The organism is Ignavibacterium sp. (assembly GCA_032027145.1).
GTDB lineage: Bacteria > Bacteroidota > Ignavibacteria > Ignavibacteriales > Ignavibacteriaceae > IGN3.
Map to the genome: position 1 here is coordinate 1041874 of JAVSMP010000001.1, position 19928 is coordinate 1061801.

General features: G+C 32.8%; 15 protein-coding genes. 4 read left to right on the top strand and 11 right to left on the bottom strand.

Annotated elements, in window-relative coordinates:
- Positions 1-86: 86 nt before the first annotated feature.
- The 5 genes from ROY99_04200 to ROY99_04220 all read right to left on the bottom strand — a co-directional run bounded on the left by ROY99_04200 (position 87) and on the right by ROY99_04220 (position 5959).
- Positions 87-1238, bottom strand: coding sequence for an AI-2E family transporter (locus ROY99_04200; protein ID MDT3695570.1), 1152 nt, complete (start codon positions 1236-1238; stop codon positions 87-89).
- A gap of 101 nt (positions 1239-1339) precedes the next feature.
- Positions 1340-2668, bottom strand: coding sequence for a hypothetical protein (locus ROY99_04205; protein ID MDT3695571.1), 1329 nt, complete (start codon positions 2666-2668; stop codon positions 1340-1342).
- A 13-nt stretch (positions 2669-2681) separates the two neighbouring features.
- Positions 2682-5063: an alpha-amylase family glycosyl hydrolase gene (locus ROY99_04210; protein MDT3695572.1), complete on the bottom strand. Its 2382-nt coding sequence runs from the start codon at positions 5061-5063 to the stop codon at positions 2682-2684.
- A gap of 128 nt (positions 5064-5191) precedes the next feature.
- Complete coding sequence (locus tag ROY99_04215; GenBank protein MDT3695573.1) at positions 5192-5605, bottom strand: GNAT family N-acetyltransferase; 414 nt, start codon at positions 5603-5605, stop codon at positions 5192-5194.
- A 69-nt stretch (positions 5606-5674) separates the two neighbouring features.
- Positions 5675-5959, bottom strand: coding sequence for an HU family DNA-binding protein (locus ROY99_04220; protein ID MDT3695574.1), 285 nt, complete (start codon positions 5957-5959; stop codon positions 5675-5677).
- Between the two features lie 225 nt (positions 5960-6184).
- Here ROY99_04220 and ROY99_04225 point away from each other — a divergent pair, with 225 nt between their 5' ends.
- The gene (locus tag ROY99_04225; GenBank protein MDT3695575.1) at positions 6185-8113 is read left to right on the top strand and encodes a putative porin; all 1929 of its coding nucleotides are present in this window, start codon (positions 6185-6187) and stop codon (positions 8111-8113) included.
- A gap of 82 nt (positions 8114-8195) precedes the next feature.
- On the opposite strand, the gene ROY99_04230 is transcribed toward ROY99_04225, so the two are convergent.
- From ROY99_04230 to ROY99_04255, 6 genes are all read right to left on the bottom strand, one after another.
- Complete coding sequence (locus ROY99_04230; protein MDT3695576.1) at positions 8196-8915, bottom strand: response regulator; 720 nt, start codon at positions 8913-8915, stop codon at positions 8196-8198.
- Positions 8912-10036: a histidine kinase gene (locus tag ROY99_04235; protein MDT3695577.1), complete on the bottom strand. Its 1125-nt coding sequence runs from the start codon at positions 10034-10036 to the stop codon at positions 8912-8914. Before ROY99_04235 ends, ROY99_04230 begins: the two co-directional genes overlap by 4 nt.
- A 368-nt stretch (positions 10037-10404) precedes the next feature.
- The gene (gene rseP / locus ROY99_04240) at positions 10405-11760 is read right to left on the bottom strand and encodes an RIP metalloprotease RseP (protein ID MDT3695578.1); all 1356 of its coding nucleotides are present in this window, start codon (positions 11758-11760) and stop codon (positions 10405-10407) included.
- A 169-nt stretch (positions 11761-11929) separates the two neighbouring features.
- Positions 11930-12091 (bottom strand): four helix bundle protein, encoded by a 162-nt coding sequence (locus ROY99_04245; protein ID MDT3695579.1) that lies wholly within the window; start codon positions 12089-12091, stop codon positions 11930-11932.
- A 76-nt stretch (positions 12092-12167) separates the two neighbouring features.
- On the bottom strand, positions 12168-13310 hold the full coding sequence (locus ROY99_04250; protein ID MDT3695580.1) for a 1-deoxy-D-xylulose-5-phosphate reductoisomerase: 1143 nt from the start codon (positions 13308-13310) through the stop codon (positions 12168-12170).
- Positions 13311-13463: 153 nt separating this feature from the next.
- On the bottom strand, positions 13464-14543 hold the full coding sequence (locus ROY99_04255; GenBank protein ID MDT3695581.1) for a VWA domain-containing protein: 1080 nt from the start codon (positions 14541-14543) through the stop codon (positions 13464-13466).
- 789 nt (positions 14544-15332) lie between these two features.
- Here ROY99_04255 and ROY99_04260 point away from each other — a divergent pair.
- The 3 genes from ROY99_04260 (at position 15333) to ROY99_04270 (ending at position 19811) form a co-directional block, all read left to right on the top strand.
- Complete coding sequence (locus ROY99_04260; protein ID MDT3695582.1) at positions 15333-17171, top strand: tetratricopeptide repeat protein; 1839 nt, start codon at positions 15333-15335, stop codon at positions 17169-17171.
- Positions 17172-17179: 8 nt separating this feature from the next.
- On the top strand, positions 17180-18430 hold the full coding sequence (gene clpX, locus ROY99_04265; GenBank protein ID MDT3695583.1) for an ATP-dependent Clp protease ATP-binding subunit ClpX: 1251 nt from the start codon (positions 17180-17182) through the stop codon (positions 18428-18430).
- Positions 18431-18545: 115 nt separating this feature from the next.
- The gene (locus ROY99_04270) at positions 18546-19811 is read left to right on the top strand and encodes an asparagine synthetase B (GenBank protein ID MDT3695584.1); all 1266 of its coding nucleotides are present in this window, start codon (positions 18546-18548) and stop codon (positions 19809-19811) included.
- Positions 19812-19928 lie beyond the last annotated feature (117 nt).

Below are 19928 nucleotides of genomic sequence, written 5' to 3' on the forward strand. Positions count from 1 at the left end.
TGTCAACGAATAAATAATTTTTTTAAAAGGCTTTCAGGCATTGATTGGTAAAGCAAACTATTTAAAGATAATTACTGGCAACTATTTTATTTTTCCTCCTGACTCATCAACTGCTCAAAGAATTCCATATTTGGTGAATCAGAATTTGATATAATAATTTTAATAATTGCAGTAAGCGGAACAGAAAGCAGCATACCAACGATTCCCCAGATATAACCCCAAAGCAGAACTGAAAGTAAAATCAAAAGTGGATTTAAGTTTAATCTTTTTCCAATAATCATAGGTTCAGCAACATTAAATGCAAGTGTTTGAATTCCAATCAGCACCAATAACACCAAAAGAACAGCACCAAATGAATCAAACTGTACAAGAGTAAATAAAACAGGAAATATCAATGCAGCAGCAGAGCCAATTGTAGGAATGAAATTAAATAGAAAAACGAATAATCCCCAAACGATTGGGAAGTCAACCCCTATCAAGCCCAAAACAATAGTAGTAATTAAACCCGCAGCAAGATTAACTCCCACTTTTGCGATTATGTATCGCTGTATTTGATTAGTTATTTTGGTAAAAGTATCCTCAAGCTGCTGAATGCTCAGTTTCTTTCGATTATCCGGCTCATCAGCAGGTTCTGAACCATCAACTGACTCAGCATTTTGTTTAATATCTTTTTTTATCTCATTAAATCCTGAATAGGCTTTTTTAAAAACATATCTGCGTTCAATTGCATTGTAGATGGTTTTATTTCCTGAAAGAACAAATACAAAAAAGAAAAGCACAAAAAGCACGCTTCCGAGCAATGAAAAGGTAGATGAAAACAATTCGCTTAAAATATCTTGTAAGTTTAACGACTTAATTAAATTGTCGAATGAAAACTGTGTAAAGAATTTATCTGTAATTCCTAATGAAACAGCAGCATTTCTGATAAGACTGCTTAGCTTATCACCATAGAATGGCAATCCATCAGCAAATTGAAAGAATGAATCAACTACAATTCTTCCTATACCATAAAGCATAAAAAAAGTAATGGCAAGATCAATTAGAATAATTAAGAACATCGGAATCTTTTTTTTGGTTAGCCAGTTATTGAAAGGTGAAAATACAAAGAAAAGGAAAACCGCAATTAAAAGAGGGATGCAAATATGACTTAACTCTTTTAATACTATTCCAATTACAACTAAACCAATTACAACGATGAAGAACTTTGTTACTCCATCAAAACTTGTTTTATTTGTCATAATAAATTCATTTATCTTAATCCAACAAAAATGATGGATGATTTATAATAATTAATTATTACACGGTAACATACAGGTGATATTACACGGTGTTATCGCTGTTATTTAATTAATCCGCCAGGGGTTTGCGGTGTTGATAACAAATATTCAAAAAGCTCCCAGCGTTTTTTCAGATTATCAACTGTTCCGCCATTACTTTCAATATAATTTTTTACAATATCATATCCCAGATTATAGTTGATCACATAACTTCTGTAAGTTTCAATAAACGAAACATATTTATCAGCACTCTCTTTTGTTCGTAAAGAGTTTTTCTGCAGCCATTCAACGGTTTGATCACGGTTCCACTTTTCATTTAGATAATTTCTTGCTGCCTCATTTCCTGCATAAGAAAAATTCTTTTGCAGATCGAGAACTTTATAATAAAGATCAGCTTCATCAGAATTAATTCCGGCTATCGGAAACAAAATCTCTTTTTCAAATTTTATCCTTTCATTTCCGGGGAATGCCATTGCGATACCATAATTAGCTGTTCCTTCTGCAATTAGTGATTGCGGAGAAAACAGAACATAAACTTTAAACTCAACCCAATTTCTTCCGTTTGAAAGCTTTTGCTCGAGTAAAGTATTATAAACGTGATGTCCGGGATAACCTTCGTGAGATGCAAGATCAACCGCGCGGTCAATAAAAACCGGCAGGTCGGTATTTACTTCTATCAAACTGAAATAATTTCCTTTGTACCAATTATATGCTCCCCAGGGCTTGTCTTTTACATATTCTATTTTAAAAGATTCCTGTTCAGGTAATTTTATATAATTCAAAGTTCTTATTCTGCATTCTTTAATTGCAGCATCAAAAACATTTTTAAGTTTATCTGCAGGAATGATAAATTTCATTTTAAAATCATTTAATCGTTTTACAACATCACCTTTACCGGGTAATATATTATCGAGTTCAGCTATTGCATCCTGGAAATACCCGTCATTATGAACAGGTGCCTCAGTATCATATAATGCTTTTGTTTCCATATCAAAAGGAAGTACAACACCGTTTAACATATTAATATAAGTTTTACAGGCAAGCATCTGTTTGTAAAGATATCGAAATCTCAATGTTTCAAGTTCCGTAGCTTTATATGCACCCAGAGATTCTAATTCATTTAATATCGCATCAGTTTTTGAGGATAATTCATTAAACGCTGTTGAATCAAATTGTAAATTTGTTTTTAAACCAGAACGCCATTCTTCGGGCCCATAATAAGCATCAACAAAATCTGAATCATACTGCCCGATATTAAGAACAAGTTTTACATATTCTTCTGCAATTGAATTCATCTTTAATTCTAAATCACTTTGAATTATTGGTTCCTTGCGCTCGCTGCAAGAAATAAAAATTATTGTTGTAAGTAATATGAAAAATATTTTATTCATTTTATTTCCTTAATTATTCTAATATCAGGACTAATGATTTAATTCCAGTTACATTTATTGAAATCAAATTATTTTTTACCTCATAAATTTTTTCACTTATAATATCTTTAGCATTATTAATTTTATATACTGCTGGTAATTTCAGTTCAACATCTTGTTTGTAAATGCTTTTATTTAATATTACTAAAATTCTTTCATTCATATCCGATCTTAAATAAGCATAGATATTTTCATCAGCCTGTAATGTTAAAAAATCTCCGTATCTCAGAGCAGAATGTTCTTTTCTAATGTGAATCAGCTTACTAACATCTTTGAGAGTTTGTTTTTCATATTCGTTAAGCTCATCATTAAATCTCATCATTCTTCTGTTGTCAGGATCAGCGGCACCAGTCATTCCGATTTCATCTCCGTAATAAATAATTGGAATTCCTGGAATTGTCAGCAGGTAAGCTAAATGTAATTTAAGTTTATCATAACTTTCCGGATTATCAACCTGCGGTGGATTTGTCCATCCGATCTCTATTGCCTGTCCGTCATTTATAGCAAGATCACCATCAGCATAAGCCATGTATCGAATCTTATCATGACTATCCATTATATTGCCCATCAGATTATTATATCCGAATACCTGAAATGATTTTTGCATTTGATAATCAAGCAATTTGAAGGAAGCATTATCATCTAAAAAAGTAGGAATAGCAGCATCGTAAAGATTAAAATTAAACTGTGCGTTTAATTGTCCGTTATTAACATAAGATGCAATCAGATCAATTCCGCCGAATGTTTCACCAATTTGATAAATTTCTTTTTTCTCAGGGATTGAAATTTCTCTTTTAAGTTTTGATGTTAATAATCTCCAGTATTCATTCGGAACATGCTTAACGGCATCGTGACGAAATCCGTCAGCGCCGGTAACTTTTAGCCACCACACCGCATTATCTGTCATAAACTCAAGCGCTTCAAAAGAACTTACATAATCAAACGAAGGCATATAAGGTTCGAACCAGGTGGTTAATCTATATTCATCCCACAAACGCAAGTTTAACCTTCCGTTAGGTAAATTGTAATTACCGAACCAATCCCGGTGATCTTTCCACATCCAGTGCTCTTTGTGAACATGATGAGCAACATAATCCAAAAACACACTTGATTTTTTTTGATGTGCAAGATCAATAAATTTTTTAACAAGATTCATATCGCCAAAATGTTCTTCGACTTTGGTTGAAGAAACAGGCCAGTATCCATGATAACCAGTGTACCAGCGATGCGGTGCAGGAAACTCTCTGTAAGCATTATTAGTATTATCTACAATTGGAGAAAGCCAGAACGCATTTATTCCGAGCTGCTCAAAATAGCCTTCTTCAAGTTTGTTGATTAATCCCTGCAAGTCACCACCCTGATAATTAGCTTGGGTAAAAAGTGAATCGTGATTAATTGGAGCATCGTTAGATGTATCTCCGTTACAAAAACGATCGATCATTAAATTATAGATTATATTATCATTCAAAGTATGAATATCGGAGTTTCCGGCAATAACCCCATTGTGCAATTGAACTGTTTGTATATTGCTGTGTTTTCCCATTCTGTTAACAGCAAGCCGTATATAATGATTATCTATGAGCATTTTCCCTTTTACTGTTAGACTGATCTCTCTTCCATTCAGCTTTATCAATTCTTTGGGAAATAATTTATTGTCAAAAAGAACAACCAGACTTTCATCATCAACGAAGTTACTTCTATCGCTGTTTTCAAAATAAAATTTTAAGACAATTTCATCTTCCTTTTTTTCTGCTCCGGTGATGTGAAGAAACATTTTATCAATTGCAGGCTCTTCAATTATTCGTACTGAATTAAAATCACCCATTCCATTTGATACTTTAACCGGGTTTGCAGGATCAACAACTTCTTTTCCATCAATAAAGAATTTATATTCATATCTGCCAGGATCCAGAGGTATTTCAACTTCAAACACTCCATCACCGTTTGTATCTTTCATTGGTAAGCCTTGACGATCCCAGCTGTTGAATTGTCCGAACAGATTGATCTGTTTTTCTCCGGATTGGGGTTTATATGTAAAGAGATATTTTTTAGTCTTTATCAGTTTTACAGGCAGCTGATACGTTTCTCCATTATGCTTAAATGAAATCAATTCTATTCCTGAAAAATTATCTTTCGGGGTAAATGAGACTTCATTTAATGAAGCATTATATTCTACATAAATATTTTTGTTGGAAGTAAACTCTATATTATAACTATCTGAGTAAAAAATATCGCTTATCAATACTTTTGTTGTTTGTTCCTGTAATAGATTTACGGGTTGGATCAAATCATAAATTGGCTGTGAGGAAACAGTTGAATAAAAGAAAATTAGCGCGATTAAAATATTTCTAACCATTTTATTATCCTGGAATAATTGCTCAATTGTTTCGTTGATGAATGCTGAACCTGAGATTTATTGATGCTGTTTTTTGTAACACAAATTTACAACAAACAGATCAAATGTTTTAGTGGGAAAAGCTGTGATTATTTCAATTCGCTAATGTCATCAATAAAGTAACAGTAATTATGTTTTTTCATTCCGATCTTTGAGTAGTAATCAATTACAGACGGAGCAGAAAGTAATATGAGTTTTGCCTTCGGTGTTGCTTTTTTTGTTTCTTCAACAAGTTTTTTTCCGATTCCCATTTTCTGATACTCTACGTTAACTGCAAGATCAGAAAGGTAAGTGCAGTAAACAAAATCAGTAATTGATCTTGCAACCCCAATTAATAACCCGTTTAATCTTGCGGTAACAATTAAATTTGCATTGTTGCACATTGTTGTAATTCTTTGCTCATCATCAACGGGTCTTCGCTCGGCAAGAGTGCTTGATTTAAGCACTTCAATAAATTCATCAGGGTCAAGAAATCGTTCAATTGCATAATTTATTTTATCCATAGTAACTCCATAAATAAAAAAAGCGAAGAACAATTGCTTGTGCTTCGCTCTAAACAAATTTAAGTAATCTTATTTTAGAACAGCATCTTTTGCTGCTTTAGCTATTCTGAATTTCAATACTTTTTTTGCAGGGATAACCATTGTTTCACCGGTAGCAGGATTTCTTCCCATTCTTTTCTTTCGGTTAACAACAACTAATTTACCTAAACCAGGTATTGTGAATGCCTTCTTAGCTTCTTTGTATGATAAAGCTACGAGCTCATCTAAAAACTGACCAGCTAATTTTTTTGTAACACCGGTCTTCTTTGCCATGTGGTCAAGAATTTGGCCTTTGGTCATTGGTTTTACTGCCATAAATAGCCCTCTCTTTTAATTTATGAATGAAGTTAAATTACAAAGCGAAAATAAATATATTTTTTCTGAAAAGAAAAGAGCCGCACTAAATATTTTAATGTAATGTTAAAGCCTAATAAACACTGAGTGAAACAGAACCCCATGTTAAGTGTTAATTACTGCTTTGTTGAGGTGAAGTTAATTCTTTATTTTGATGTTAGTAATTTTTAGCAGATTATCTTCTTTATGTATAAAAGAATTGCAATCCTTTTTTTGATGATTCAGTTTTATCCGGCTGCACAAGTTGTTGATTCTCTTGAATCAAAAGTTAAAATAATAAATGATACTGTTTTTACTGTTCAGGATTCAGTTTTATTAAATGATTCTCTGCTTGCTTCTGTCAAGAAGGATTTAATTATTCCTTTACACTCTTCAACATTATCTGACAAACATTTTATTATCAGTAATAACCAGATTACTCACAATGATTATAAATATACCGGGGATTACCTGAGATTATTCCCTTTTAACTTTATAAAAGATTTGGGATTTACCGGGCAGCCTAATGAAACTTTTCTTTATGGAGTTGGCAATAGTTCTATCAGCTATTTGTTGGATGGAATATCAATAAATAAAACTTTTTCAAATTCGTTTAACTTGAATATGATTCAAAGTGAAGATATTGATTCGATTGAAATTATTCCGCTGCCAAGAGGATTTTTATATGGTGCAGATAATAATCCGGTTAGTATAAATTTTATAACAAAAGATTCTGTAAGACTTCAGCCTTATTCAAGATTAAGATATTATCAGGGCGCAAACCGCAATCTGATGCTCGATGGCAGCTTTGATGTCCATTTAATGAAAAGATTAATTGGCTCATTCTCAGTTACAAACAGAATACTTGACAGAACTTATAAGGCAACCGATTTCTCAATATGGCAGGGAAAGTTTAAACTTAAATATCTTTTATTAAACGATATTAACATTATAGCTTCATACAACATAACAGATTACAAAGCCGGTTACAGCGGCGGAGTTAATGTTGATAGTATTTTATCTCTAGGGAAAAATCCAGATAACATAATGTATGACTTCCGTACTGCACCTGTGTTGTATCCTGATGGAAAAATAAGTGTGTTAACCCATTTACCGAGATTAAGAGTTTTAGCAGCTCCGGTTAACTGGCTAAAGACAGATGCAAGTGTTTTTTATTTTTATAATGATTATGATAAAAAGACAAATGATAGAGAATATGCAGAGACTAAAACTTTTGGTTTTAATATCAACAATAAAATTAATCACGGTGTGTTTAATCTTGATATAAATCTTGATTATGAAAAAAGTAAAATCTCAGCAACTGATACAATTACACAAATCCCATTAAGTTATCTGCTAAAACAAAATTTTAACAACCTATCCGCCGCAGTTGCTTTTTCCTTAAATATTGACAGCGTAGCTATTCCATCTATATTTTATAAAATATCTAAAAACAGTTTAGATTATTCGAGGTTTGATCAACAAGAAAACATAGAAAAATTAAGTAATGGTGTTGGTATAGATGTGTTGTTTAACTTAAAGAAATCTTTAGCTGTTTATATAGGGGCTTCATATTTAAGACCGGATAAGACATCTTCTTCAGGGTTTTCGTTTATTGAAGCGGGGTTAAAATATTGTTCAGATATTTTTACAGGCGAAGTTAAATACTTCCTGAATGAATATACTTATTCAAAGTATATGTGGAATCATATTTTCAGCTCTGGAAACTTAAATGGATTTTCCGGAAGTATTAAACTTAATTATAATGTTTTTCTTCTTGAATCATCTTTATCTTTTTACTCTGCAAACAATAATCACACTATAAATGTTCCCGACTTTCAAACGCAAACCGGATTATATTATAAAAGCATTTTATTTAAAGATAATCTTAACCTTAAGACTGGTTTTGTTTTTTATTACACTGGTAAGAATAAAGTCTTCACTTATGAAAATGGTTTACTTGAAGTTCCATCATCATATAAGCTTGATTTTACACTTGTTGGTGAGATCCAAAAAACTGCAATAGTGTATTTTACTTTAGAGAATGTGTTTGATAATGATTTTTATATAACGCCTTACTATCCAATGCCTGAAAGAAACATAAGATTTGGTGTAGCCTGGGAAATGTTTAATTAAAAATGGAACACGGATCGAACTGATCAAAACGTATTAATCCGTTTAAATCAGTTGCATCAGTTAAATCCGCGTGCCATTATATCTACAAACTCAGCATCTCTTTAAACTTAACAGCCTGTCTTCTTGAAACTTCGATTTTATGTCCACCTTTAAGCTTAGCCAATAATCCGCCGTTTAGCCATGGCTCGATACTCTCAACCCATTTAAGATTTATAATATGTTTTCTGCTTGCACGGAAAAACGACTTGTTATCTAATCTTTCATCAAGATAATTTAATGTGCGTAGTATAAGTGGTTTATTGTCATCAAAAAATAACCTTACATAATTACCTTCAGATTCAAGCAATCTCACTTTTTCTAATTTTACAAACCAGCATTTATCTCCGTCTCTAACAAAAACCTGATCATCGGCAGTAAGGATTTCCTGAGCAAGAGTGTGTGATTTTTCTTTTCGTCTTCCCTCAATAAGTTTTTTTATTGATTCTGCAAGCCGTGATGGTTCGATTGGTTTTAAGAGGTAATCAAGTGCATTAAACTCAAAAGCCTTTAAGGCATATTCATCATAAGCCGTAGTGAAAATAACTTTTGGTACATTATCAAGTTCCTCCAGAAGCTCAAATCCATTTTTACCCGGCATCTGAATATCCAGAAAAATAACATCGGGGTTAAGTTCTGATATTTTATTGTGTGCATCATCTGCGTTTACTGCTTCGCCGATTACTTCAATTTCTTTAAATGGCTCTAATAATCTGATTAATTCAGTTCTTGCTAATCTTTCGTCATCAATTATTAATGCTTTCATAATCTTGTATCTCCTGATGGAATTTTAAGTGTTGCTAAAACTATATTTTTGTTTTCATTACTTAAAGACAATGATGCTTTTTCTCCATATAAAAGAGAAAGCCTTTGTTTAGTATTACTAATGCCAAAACCCTGAGAAATTTTTAAAGCAGTTTCATTAAACTGCCCGTTGTTTCTTATTTGAATTATTAATGTTGATTCATCAGTAGAAGCAGTAATATCAACCTCTCCGCCTCCGGTTAATTTTGAAATTCCGTGCTTAATTCCGTTTTCAACCAATGTCTGAACCATCATCGGCGGAATTTCAACCCTGTCTGCAGAGGGAGTTGAGCTGATATTATATTGTAATCTTTCTTCAAATCGGATTTTTTCCAGATCAAGATAATCTCGAATGGTTTTTAATTCATCAGAAAGAGGCACTGTTTCGGTTCTTTCAATTCTTAGAGTATATCTCATAATGTTAGAAAGTTTTGTAATTGCATCTTTTGCTCTTTGTGGATCTTCTTCAATCAAGGCTCTAATACTGTTCATTGCATTAAACATAAAATGAGGATTTAACTGAGCCTTTAATGTCTTAAGCTCAAAATCTTTTACAGCTGCCTCAAAAATTAGAGTTTCAATCTCAGCTTTTTTGGAATTTTCAAAATAGTGAATGGCAAAATAAATAAGCGACCATACAAGCATTATACTTGTTAAATTAATTATACTTACTGCGATGGAAGCTGTTAAATGTTGAGCATCTTTTTCAACTCCAAGTAAATAACCAGTGAAAAAAACAGGTATATAAATTATTAAACCGGTTATAAAGCTGCCAGTGATAACCCTTGGTGCAATTTTTCTTAATGGTAAAACAGACCAATTATTCTTCTTTATATAATAACGATAAAAATGAGATGCTGCTAAACCGATAATTCCCAGTGTCATCCATAAAACTATTCTGTTGAATGTGATTGATTCAAACGAAGAAATTATCAAAAGATTTACAACAGTGAATAATCCCCAGCCGGAAACCTGAGTTATCCAATATAGATTTTTTCTTTTCAAAATATTTATTGTCTTATATAGATTTTCAGTCTGATATTTTTTTAAGCCAAGCTTTGTTTTAATTACTGCAGTATCCATTTCAAATATAATCTTAACAAAATTAAAATAGAATCAGGTTGTTCCTGTGCCGAAACTTATAGGTTGAATAGCTTATAACAGGAACCTTTTTTATGATTGGTAAAGAAATGTGATAGAAGGGAAATATATAAACAATGAAAAAATTTCTTGTGTCAGTCTGTACCTGTGAAAGACTGATTAAATTTAACGCCACACTTTGACTATGCAAAGTGCAACTAACCAAATCTGCATTTTCATAGAATTTGTCAGGAATAAAAATGTTGAGCTCAGCAATCCTTAATACAACCCAAATGAATTGACCAAAAACTTTACTGAATATTGGTTAATAACAATTATAATTCTCTAAAAAAATTTCCTTAAAGATTATTTCACAAGGAAATTATATCATTATAGATTATGAAAGCCATCAACAGAAGCAGAAGAACTAATCCTGTATTTTGTATTGCCGCTTTGATCTTAATAGGTATTTCCCTCTTGATTATAGCTTCAATTATTATCATTACTAAATGACCACCATCTAAAACAGGGAACGGCATTATGTTAAGTATTGCAAGGCTAAGACTTAGCAGTGCAAGAAAATATAAGAAACTTGCTATACCCGAATCTGCGGACTTTGCAGCAATTTGTGCAATCTTAATCGGTCCGCCAAAAGCTTTTTTAACTTCAATATTACCCGAGAAAACTTTTCCTATCATCTGAAAAGTAAGTGCTGTTAATTTCTCAATATCTTTCCAGCCATAATAAATAGATTCAAATGCTCCGTAGGTTTGCATTTTTGTCTCGCCCATAAGTGTTGTAAAAAGAACAACTCCTATTTTTGAATCTTCGCCGGGTGTAACCGCGATGTTAATCTCTTCGGATTTACGTTTAACTACAAGCTGAATTTCTTTCCCTTTATTTGCAGAAATTAATTCAGTTGCTTGTTTTGTTGAGTAGAGTGGAGTTCCGTTTAAACTTAGCAAAATATCACCGGTTTGAAGTCCGGATTTTTCTGCTGGTGAATCTTTTAGAACATCACCAATGCCAGGTTTTTCTCCTTGTGGAATCAGGTATTGAGATATGCTTTCATCTTCGGGAATTAATTTTCTATCAATTAAAAGATTTTCTGTCTTGCCGTTACGTTCCAACTTAACATTTAAATTTTCACCAATTGTATTGATAAAAATATTTGAGCGAAGTTCTTCCCAATTGTTAATTTGTTTTCCGTTAATACTTAATATCTTATCTCCGGATTGGAATCCAGACAATGCTGCAGGGCTACCTTCTTCTACAAAAGCAATTGTTGTAGTAGGTGTTATTGGTTTTCCATGGAAAAAAATTGCTCCCCAGAATATTATCCAGGAAAGCATAAGATTCATAAAAACGCCAGCAGTAATGACAAAAATTTTTGCCCATAATGGTTTTGCGCGGAATTCGTAAGGCTGTGGTTCCTTTTCAACAAAACTTGTATCCATACTTTCGTCAACCATTCCTGCTATTTTAACATATCCTCCGAGCGGTAATAAACTTAATCGGTAATCTGTATTTCCTTCACCATCAAAATCTTTTGGCAGTTCACCGAATGAAAATCCGGATTTTCTATTCCAACCGAACAATCTTTTTCCGAATCCAATAGCAAATACATCGGCACGCATACCGCATAACTTTGCAGCAGCAAAATGTCCAAACTCGTGAATGAAAACCAAAATGCCGATTGTAATCGCAAAATAAATTATGTAATCCATTTTATTTGTAAACTCCTTAAACTAAGTCTTTTTATTATTTCGTTTTTTAAAATTGGTTCCGGATGCTTGATTCCGGATACTCGATACTTGATTTAAAATCATTTATCACTAAATGACTAGATTGAACTGATTGTAGAAATCAATTTATCTTCTTTTCTAAGATTTAATTTTAATAATTTCTTTTACCAAAACCTTCAACAATGTTTGATTTTGTTGATTTACTTGATCTTCTAATTTGACTGCCTTCTTCAAACAATTCAAACTTTGGCAAATTCAAAGTTATTTTATGAATACCAATCATAATTTCTTTTGCCAATTGCAAGATTTCCAAATCTTTATAATTTATTTTACTACCATAATAAATCTAAAATTTAATATAGCTTCAAGTATCTCGTATCCAGCATCTATCATCCAGCATCCAGAACAAACTCTCTTGTTTTTCTATCGCACTCAAAAATTATTTCAATATCAGGTTCGGAGTGATTTTCAATGTAGTTCAGTGCTTTTTCTATCAAATAAGGTATTTGAGAAAATTTGATCATTCCTTTTAAAAACTTATCGACAGCAACTTCATTTGCTGCATTTAAAATACAAGGTGTTGTTCCACCAGTTCTTATTACATTATAGGCTAATTTTAAGCACTCAAACTTATCAAAATCAGGCTCAAAAAACGTAAAGTTATTTATTGCCGGCAGATCCGTACGCTTAAAATCATTTTTTAATCTTTCCGGAAATGTAAGCGCATATTGAATCGGTAATTTCATATCCGGCAGACCAAGCTGTGCTTTAATTGATCCATCAACAAACTGAACCATAGAATGGATTATTGATTGCGGATGAATAACGACACTAATTTTTTCGACAGGTAAACCAAATAACCATCTTGCTTCAATAACTTCAAGTCCTTTATTCATCATTGTTGCGGAATCTATAGTAATTTTATTTCCCATTTTCCAGTTAGGATGGTTAAGCGCTTCATCCAAAGTGGCTGTTTCAAAAAATGTTTTTTCTTTATTTAGAAAAGGTCCGCCGGAAGCAGTTAAAATCAGCTTTTCAACTTCGTTTAGTTTTTCTCCAATCAGACATTGGTAGATTGCTGAATGCTCCGAATCAACTGGAATTATCTCGGCATTATTTTCAAGAACAAGTTTTGTAACAATTTCTCCAGCAACAACAAGAGTCTCTTTATTAGCCAGCGCAATTCTTTTTCCGCGTTTTATAGCTTCCAGCGTTGGCGCAAGTCCTGAAAACCCAACAATGGAGCCAAGCAGTACATCATAATCTCTTTCTGCAGCAGTATTTAATATTTGATCATAACCTGAAAGAACCTCACAAATATTACCGACATTAGATTTTAACTCCTTAGCTTTGCATTCATCAGTTACAACAACAAACTCAGGGTTAAACTCTTTTATTTGTTGTTCAAGTAAATCTATCCTTGAGTTAACAGTTAATCCGATAACACTGAATCTATCAGAAAAATTACGGATAACATTAAGAGTATTAACACCAATTGAACCGGTTGAGCCTAATATAAAAACTTTTTTCATTTGCTAAGAATTTGAATGCAAAAGTACCAAAGAATGATTTGTTTAGCAATTAAGACTTGTTTGGGTGTGATATACTTTTGGTTAATAAAAAAGCCAATCACTTCTGTGTGACTGGCTTTTAACAAATTTATCAGCTTACGCTAATACGTTACACTAATACGTTACATTAAATGTCTGAACACCATCAGCTGTAGAGGTAATTACTGTGATTTTAACAGTATGAGCTTTACCTGTTTGTGATGTAACATATTCAACAAGATAGCTGTTTGCAAGAGCGCCGGCAACTGGAAGATCCTTTAATGATAAACCGGTTGCATCGTAAGGTATGAATTTAATAGTACCGCCGGTGCAGAGTGAAACCTCCCAAGGTCTTTCGTTATATTGATTCCAGCTGGAATAAGTTGTATCAGCACTATAAATAGTGTGAATTGTTGCCTTGCCGCTGAGTAAACTGCAAGCTTGTGCATTTGTCCAATGTATTCCATCCATATTCTGAGTTGGTTCATCGGTAAATAAAACCATGACACGCTGAGCTCCTGGTCTCCAGGAATAAACTGAATCTGCAAAAAATGCAGCCATTACACCGTTTTCATCTCCTGCATAACCAAAGTTAAGTGCTCTGTTATAAAGGTTAGCGCTATCAGGTCCTGAAAAACCTTCGGTTCTATAGGTACCAGTAGAATGATTTAAGTAAGTGCTAAGTTTTTGAGCAGTGGTAAAATTAATTCCGCCATTAATATCGCCGCTTACAGAAAAACCAACCACTGCAAATTTTACATCAAGTCCGCTTGCCTGCAAGAAATTTGCAAATTCAATTATACTTGCAGCAACTGAATCAGCTTCCTGATCCATACTACCTGAGTTATCAACTAAAAACACCACATCTGCAGTAAGAATATTGCCTGATCCAACTTTTGTTACTTTCAATCCTTTTACAACTCCATCTTCTTGTATAAAAAGATTAGAGCTTTGTGGACTTGAAGAATTATAGTTAAATACAATTGGTTGTTGTGTTGTAGGATCAAGCAAGCCGAGAAGGTTTAATTTTATTCTGTTACCAGCAGCAGTAAATGTTGCAGACGGCAAAACATTGTTTTTTGTCGGTGCCGGTACTGTTACACCTGATGGATCAGCGGGAATATCGGAATTATCTGCAGGTGTTTCAGCAGAATCGCAAGAGAAATAGATTATTGATGTAAATGAAAAAAGTAAGATCAAAAATAATTTACGCATGTTATTTAATCCTTTTAATTGTTGATAGTTATTTAGTTATGAAATAATACTCAATTCTGATTTCCAAATATAAAACTGAATTGTCTAAGTAAAAATTACTTTAAGCGATAAAATTTCACACAATGGTTTTGTTAATAAATGTTATAACAATATTAGTAAGTTTATTATTAGAACATTATTTAATAACAAAGATTATTCCATTTGATTTTTCGTAGGAGCAGGAATTATTTATTTCTTTTTAGCTTCTTTTTGACAAGATATAATTGGATATTAAGACAAAATGCAGGTCAGAAGTAGGATTTACAATCTACTATTACAGATTTAGCCGCTAATTATTAGTCTCATTTTAATATTTTGAAACCAATCAACTCATTAATGAAGATGATTTTTTACCAATGGTTGAAAATATGCACGGGCTAATTAGTGGAATGTATGTAATACAAAGTAAAATAAAATATCCCCGAAGAGGTAGAACAGAATGAGATAGAAACTAAAGTCTTAATGATGAATGTAATAAAGCCGCAATGGATGTAATTACGAAAATAAAATTCACTCCCGGAATTAAAGACAACAAACTTGTAAAAGCAGAAGTAACAATTCCCGTTATGTTTAAGTTGTCTTAAATACAAATAGAACGCAGATTGAACTGATTAAACGGATATTAATGGATTTAAATCAGTTCTATTCAGTTACATCCGTTAAATCAGTGTGCCATTGTTCTCAAATATTACAGACTTGCAGAAACATTTCTTCCCTTGAATGCTTGTTATTAATTGCTATTTTTAGATTATGCTAAAGAAAATTCTTATAACTTTATTTTTGCTTTTTCCTCTACAAGCTCAGCAAAACCAAATGGATCAAAATCTGTTTATGCTTGCTGAGAGCTATGAACAACAAGGTGATCTAAACAAAGCGGTTGAGATAATTGAAAACCTTAATCAAAAAGATCCGAATAATGTTCAGTTCTTTAATAAACTTAACACACTTTACCTTCAGCTTAAAAAATATAACGAATCAGTTTCATTGATTGAAGCCAGAATTAAACTGTCGCCTCAAGATATAAGTCTATATGGAATGCTCGGTTCCACATATTACACATCAGGCGATCATGTAAAAGCTTATAAGGTTTGGGAAGATGCTATTAATCAGTTTAAGTCCAATCAGATGGCTATTCGGATCATTTCCAACTACGCAATTGAAAAGCGTGATTTTGAAAAGGCTATTGAATACCTGAGTCTTGGCAAAAAGTTATCAAAAGATCCATATTTATTTTCTTATGATCTTGCAGAACTTTATCAGATTACAATGCGATATCGTGAAGCAGCAAACGAATACTGCGGACTTATAAAAACTAATTCTTCACAATATCAGCAGATTGAAAGCAGAGTTCTTTCATATTCTAATAAACCTGGTGCGCTTGATGAAACAATTGAAGTAGTAAGAAAATTTAAGAATGAGAATATAAATTTCTCTCATTTACTTGCAAGGTTACTGATTGAAAAAAAATTATTTAATGATGCGTTTGATATTTATAAAGAAATAGATAAAAAAGGAGATAATCAAGGAATTGAACTCCAATCTTTTGCTGACTTTGTATATCGTGATGGTACATTTGAAACTGCATTAAATGTTTATGAATATATAATAGATAACTTTAATAATGAACAAATAATTCCACCGGCAAAACTTGGTTACGCAAAATCACTCGAGGCATTATTTATAAAAAAATTTAAATCTGATAATCCGGAATGGAAGACATACTTTATTCCGGTTGCTGCTAAAGAAAGTGATGTTCAGCCTGTTATTGATGCTTATAAAGAAATAATAACTATTTACAACCATTCTGAAGTTGCAATTGAGGCTAATCTAAGGATAGGGATTCTTTATGAATACTATCTTAATAACAATGAAAAAGCAAAAGATTATTTTAACAACATAACAGAAAACTATCCTGCGTCGAAATTCGTTTCACTCGCTCTGATTGAACTTGGAAATATCTCTATACGAAAATCCCGACTGGATGAAGCAGAAAAATATTTTCAATCAGTTGCAAATCTCCCCAGGGTAAACCAGGATGACAGAGGTTTTTCAAATTATATGCTTGCACGGATATATTCATTTAAAAATGATTTTGAACAAGCCAGACAAAAGCTGTTTACCGTGATGGATAATCTTAAAGACAATATAGCAAATGACGCAATTGAGTTTTCAATTCTATTGAACAATGCAAAAAATGACTCGTCTAATTTATCACTGTATTGTAAAGCAGAATATTTAACCGAACAGCAAAAATTTGATGAGGCAAAAATTATTTATGATCAGCTTGCTCAAAACCCGCAGGCTTTTATGTTTCACTCATTGGCAAAGATGAGAAGTGCAGAAATGCAGATTGCAAATAATGATTATTTAAATGCTTTATCAGCACTTAGTTTAATTGTTGAGGAGGCAGAAAAAAATATTTATTCTGATAAAGCTTTATATTTGCAAGGCAGAATTTATCAGTTTGGTTTTAAGAATAACGACAAAGCAATAGAATCATACGAGAGTCTGCTTATTAAATTTCCAAGGTCACTTTACCTTGATGCAGCAAGACAAAATATAATTGAATTGAAGAAAAAAATTAGTTAGGATAAACAATGTCTAAAAAACCGGGACAAAAAATAGTTAAGTGTTCTTTCTGTGGAAGAGATGGAAATGAAGTCGGAAGTATGATTGCAGGACCCGATGTTTATATTTGTGATATTTGTATAGGAAGCAGTGTTGATATTCTTAAGAACAACTTAGCGGCGGTAGCAAATCAAAAACAAAGTAAATGGACAAAACACTCCCCGGAAACTATTAAGAAAGCACTTGATGAATATGTAATTGGACAGGAAAGAGCTAAGAAAGTTTTAGCTGTTGCTGTTTATAATCATTATAAAAGAATTGGATCCAGAACAACTTTTTTTGAGCTTGATGATGTTGAAATTGAAAAGAGTAATATTCTTTTAATCGGACCAACCGGCGTTGGTAAAACATTACTTGCCCAAACTCTTGCTAAAACTCTGGATGTTCCGTTTGCAATTGCTGATGCAACAACTTTAACAGAAGCAGGTTATGTTGGCGATGATGTTGAATCAGTTCTTGTTCATTTATTACAAGCTGCTGATTATAATTTAGAGCGGGCACAAAAAGGAATTGTTTATATCGATGAGATAGATAAGATTGCGCGCAAAAGTGAAAGTACATCAATAACTCGTGATGTATCCGGTGAAGGTGTACAGCAGGCATTGTTAAAAATATTAGAAGGCACCATTGCCGGCATTCCTCCTAAAGGCGGAAGAAAACATCCTGAGCAAAGTTTAATTAATCTTAACACAAAAAATATACTGTTTATTGTGGGCGGTGCTTTTGATGGAATAGATAAAATTATTGCAAAAAGATTGAATGAAAACAGAATGGGTTTTTCTTCAGACTTAAAAGAAAAAACAAAAGATGAAGACCTTGTTTCACTTATACAGCCCGAAGACTTGTTAAAGTTTGGTTTGATTCCTGAATTAATTGGCAGACTTCCCGTTGCTGCTCCGCTTCATCAGCTTACAAAAGAAGCAATGCGTAATATTTTAACCGAGCCAAAGAACGCTATAATCAAGCAGTATAAAAAACTGTTTTTAATGGAAGGTGTTGAACTTGAATTTGATCCTTTTTCTCTGGATGCAATAGTTGAAAAGGCAATGGAAAGAAAAACCGGTGCACGCGCATTACGTTCTATTGTCGAAAACTTTATGCTTGATATAATGTATGATCTGCCTGCTAAAAAAAATATAGAAAAATGTATTATCACCAGAGATGTAGTTGAAAAAAACTCAGAACCGATATTTATAAAATCAGATGCTAAGTCTGCCTGATTGATACTAAGAAAGTTATTCGTGCTTGCCGCTGTTATAGCGAAATACAATCTTTTTATCTGGTTATCAGATTGCTTCTTTGCCGGCATTTGCGTTCAGCGATTTTTATTGTAAGATGAAAAACATAATTATTTACATATCTCTGCTGTTCATTTTATTTTCAGCTCAGTTTTATTCTCAAAACAAAATTTTTATCCCGATGGATCTTAGACAGACAGATCATCTTAAAGCTTATGGGATTACTTTTCACGCATTGGAGAATGGCTTAAAAGCCGACTGGCTGTTAAACTATCGGGGCGGTTCTTTTTTAATTGACCAGTCAGATAAAGTAGTTTCAGAGTGCCTGATAGAAGAAGTGTACTTTGAACAGATAAGTCTTGCTCAGGCTTCGCTGATTTATTCTGAAGTTCAGAGTGAAGACAACAATATGGATGTTGTAAGATTAGAAAAAGCGCCAAAGATTGCTGTTTATGTGCCGCCGGGGTTTTCACCCTGGGATGATGCTGTTACTCTTGCACTGGAATATGCCAAGGTAAAATATGACAAGGTTTGGAATGATGAAATCCTTCGAGGTGATTTGGAAAAATATGATTGGCTGCATCTGCATCACGAAGATTTTACTGGACAGTATGGCAAGTTTTACGCAAGTTTCAACAATGCACAATGGTATATTGATCAGCAGATTATGTATGAAAATAATGCGAAGAAAAACGGATTCAATAAAGTTTCTGAGATGATGAAAGCTGTTTCTTTAACGATAAAAAATTTTGTTGGACAGGGAGGATTTTTATTTGCTATGTGCAGCGCAACAGATTCTTATGATATATCTCTTGCAGCAGAAGATGTTGATATTTGTGCACCGGTTTTTGACGGTGATGCTGCTGATCCTGAAGCACAAAGCAAACTGGACTTTTCTAAAACTCTTGCTTTTAGTGATTTTAAATTAGAAATGAATCCGTATGTTTATGAATACAGCGATATTGATATTCAGCCTGTGGAAATTGGGTTACAACAAAATGATTACTTTACTTTATTTGAGTTTTCCGCCAAGTATGATCCCGTACCGACAATGTTAACACAAGACCATGCAAACGTAATTAAAGGTTTTATGGGACAAACAAGTATGTTCAGGAAAAACCTGATTAAAAATTCAGTAGTAATATTAGCAGAAAGACAAGGAACCAATCAGGTTAAATATATTCATGGAAATTTCGGAAGAGGAACATTTACTTTTTATGGCGGTCACGATCCTGAAGATTATCAGCATGTAGTAGGAGACCCGCCGACTGATTTAAGTTTATACAAGAATTCACCGGGATACAGATTAATACTAAATAATATTTTATTTCCTGCAGCAACCAAGAAAAAACAAAAGACATAAAAAAATGAATCTGATGTCTGTTATCCAGTAATGTGTTTTTATAATAAGCTGCATCAGTGCAGAGTTTATTCTGCCTGTTACTTGTTAAAATTATTTGGACTTGTTCTTTAATCATTT

Excerpts from the sequence above, each read along its gene's own strand:
- rseP (MDT3695578.1), bottom strand. The coding sequence starts at position 11,760 with ATGGATTACATAATTTATTTTGCGATTACAATCGGCATTTTGGTTTTC.
- ROY99_04205 (MDT3695571.1), bottom strand. The coding sequence starts at position 2,668 with ATGAATAAAATATTTTTCATATTACTTACAACAATAATTTTTATTTCT.
- ROY99_04230 (MDT3695576.1), bottom strand. The coding sequence starts at position 8,915 with ATGAAAGCATTAATAATTGATGACGAAAGATTAGCAAGAACTGAATTA.
- ROY99_04200 (MDT3695570.1), bottom strand. The coding sequence starts at position 1,238 with ATGACAAATAAAACAAGTTTTGATGGAGTAACAAAGTTCTTCATCGTT.
- ROY99_04225 (MDT3695575.1), top strand. The coding sequence starts at position 6,185 with ATGTATAAAAGAATTGCAATCCTTTTTTTGATGATTCAGTTTTATCCG.
- ROY99_04210 (MDT3695572.1), bottom strand. The coding sequence starts at position 5,063 with ATGGTTAGAAATATTTTAATCGCGCTAATTTTCTTTTATTCAACTGTT.
- ROY99_04255 (MDT3695581.1), bottom strand. The coding sequence starts at position 14,543 with ATGCGTAAATTATTTTTGATCTTACTTTTTTCATTTACATCAATAATC.
- ROY99_04250 (MDT3695580.1), bottom strand. The coding sequence starts at position 13,310 with ATGAAAAAAGTTTTTATATTAGGCTCAACCGGTTCAATTGGTGTTAAT.
- clpX (MDT3695583.1), top strand. The coding sequence starts at position 17,180 with ATGTCTAAAAAACCGGGACAAAAAATAGTTAAGTGTTCTTTCTGTGGA.
- ROY99_04220 (MDT3695574.1), bottom strand. The coding sequence starts at position 5,959 with ATGGCAGTAAAACCAATGACCAAAGGCCAAATTCTTGACCACATGGCA.
- ROY99_04235 (MDT3695577.1), bottom strand. The coding sequence starts at position 10,036 with ATGGATACTGCAGTAATTAAAACAAAGCTTGGCTTAAAAAAATATCAG.
- ROY99_04270 (MDT3695584.1), top strand. The coding sequence starts at position 18,546 with ATGAAAAACATAATTATTTACATATCTCTGCTGTTCATTTTATTTTCA.
- ROY99_04260 (MDT3695582.1), top strand. The coding sequence starts at position 15,333 with ATGCTAAAGAAAATTCTTATAACTTTATTTTTGCTTTTTCCTCTACAA.
- ROY99_04215 (MDT3695573.1), bottom strand. The coding sequence starts at position 5,605 with ATGGATAAAATAAATTATGCAATTGAACGATTTCTTGACCCTGATGAA.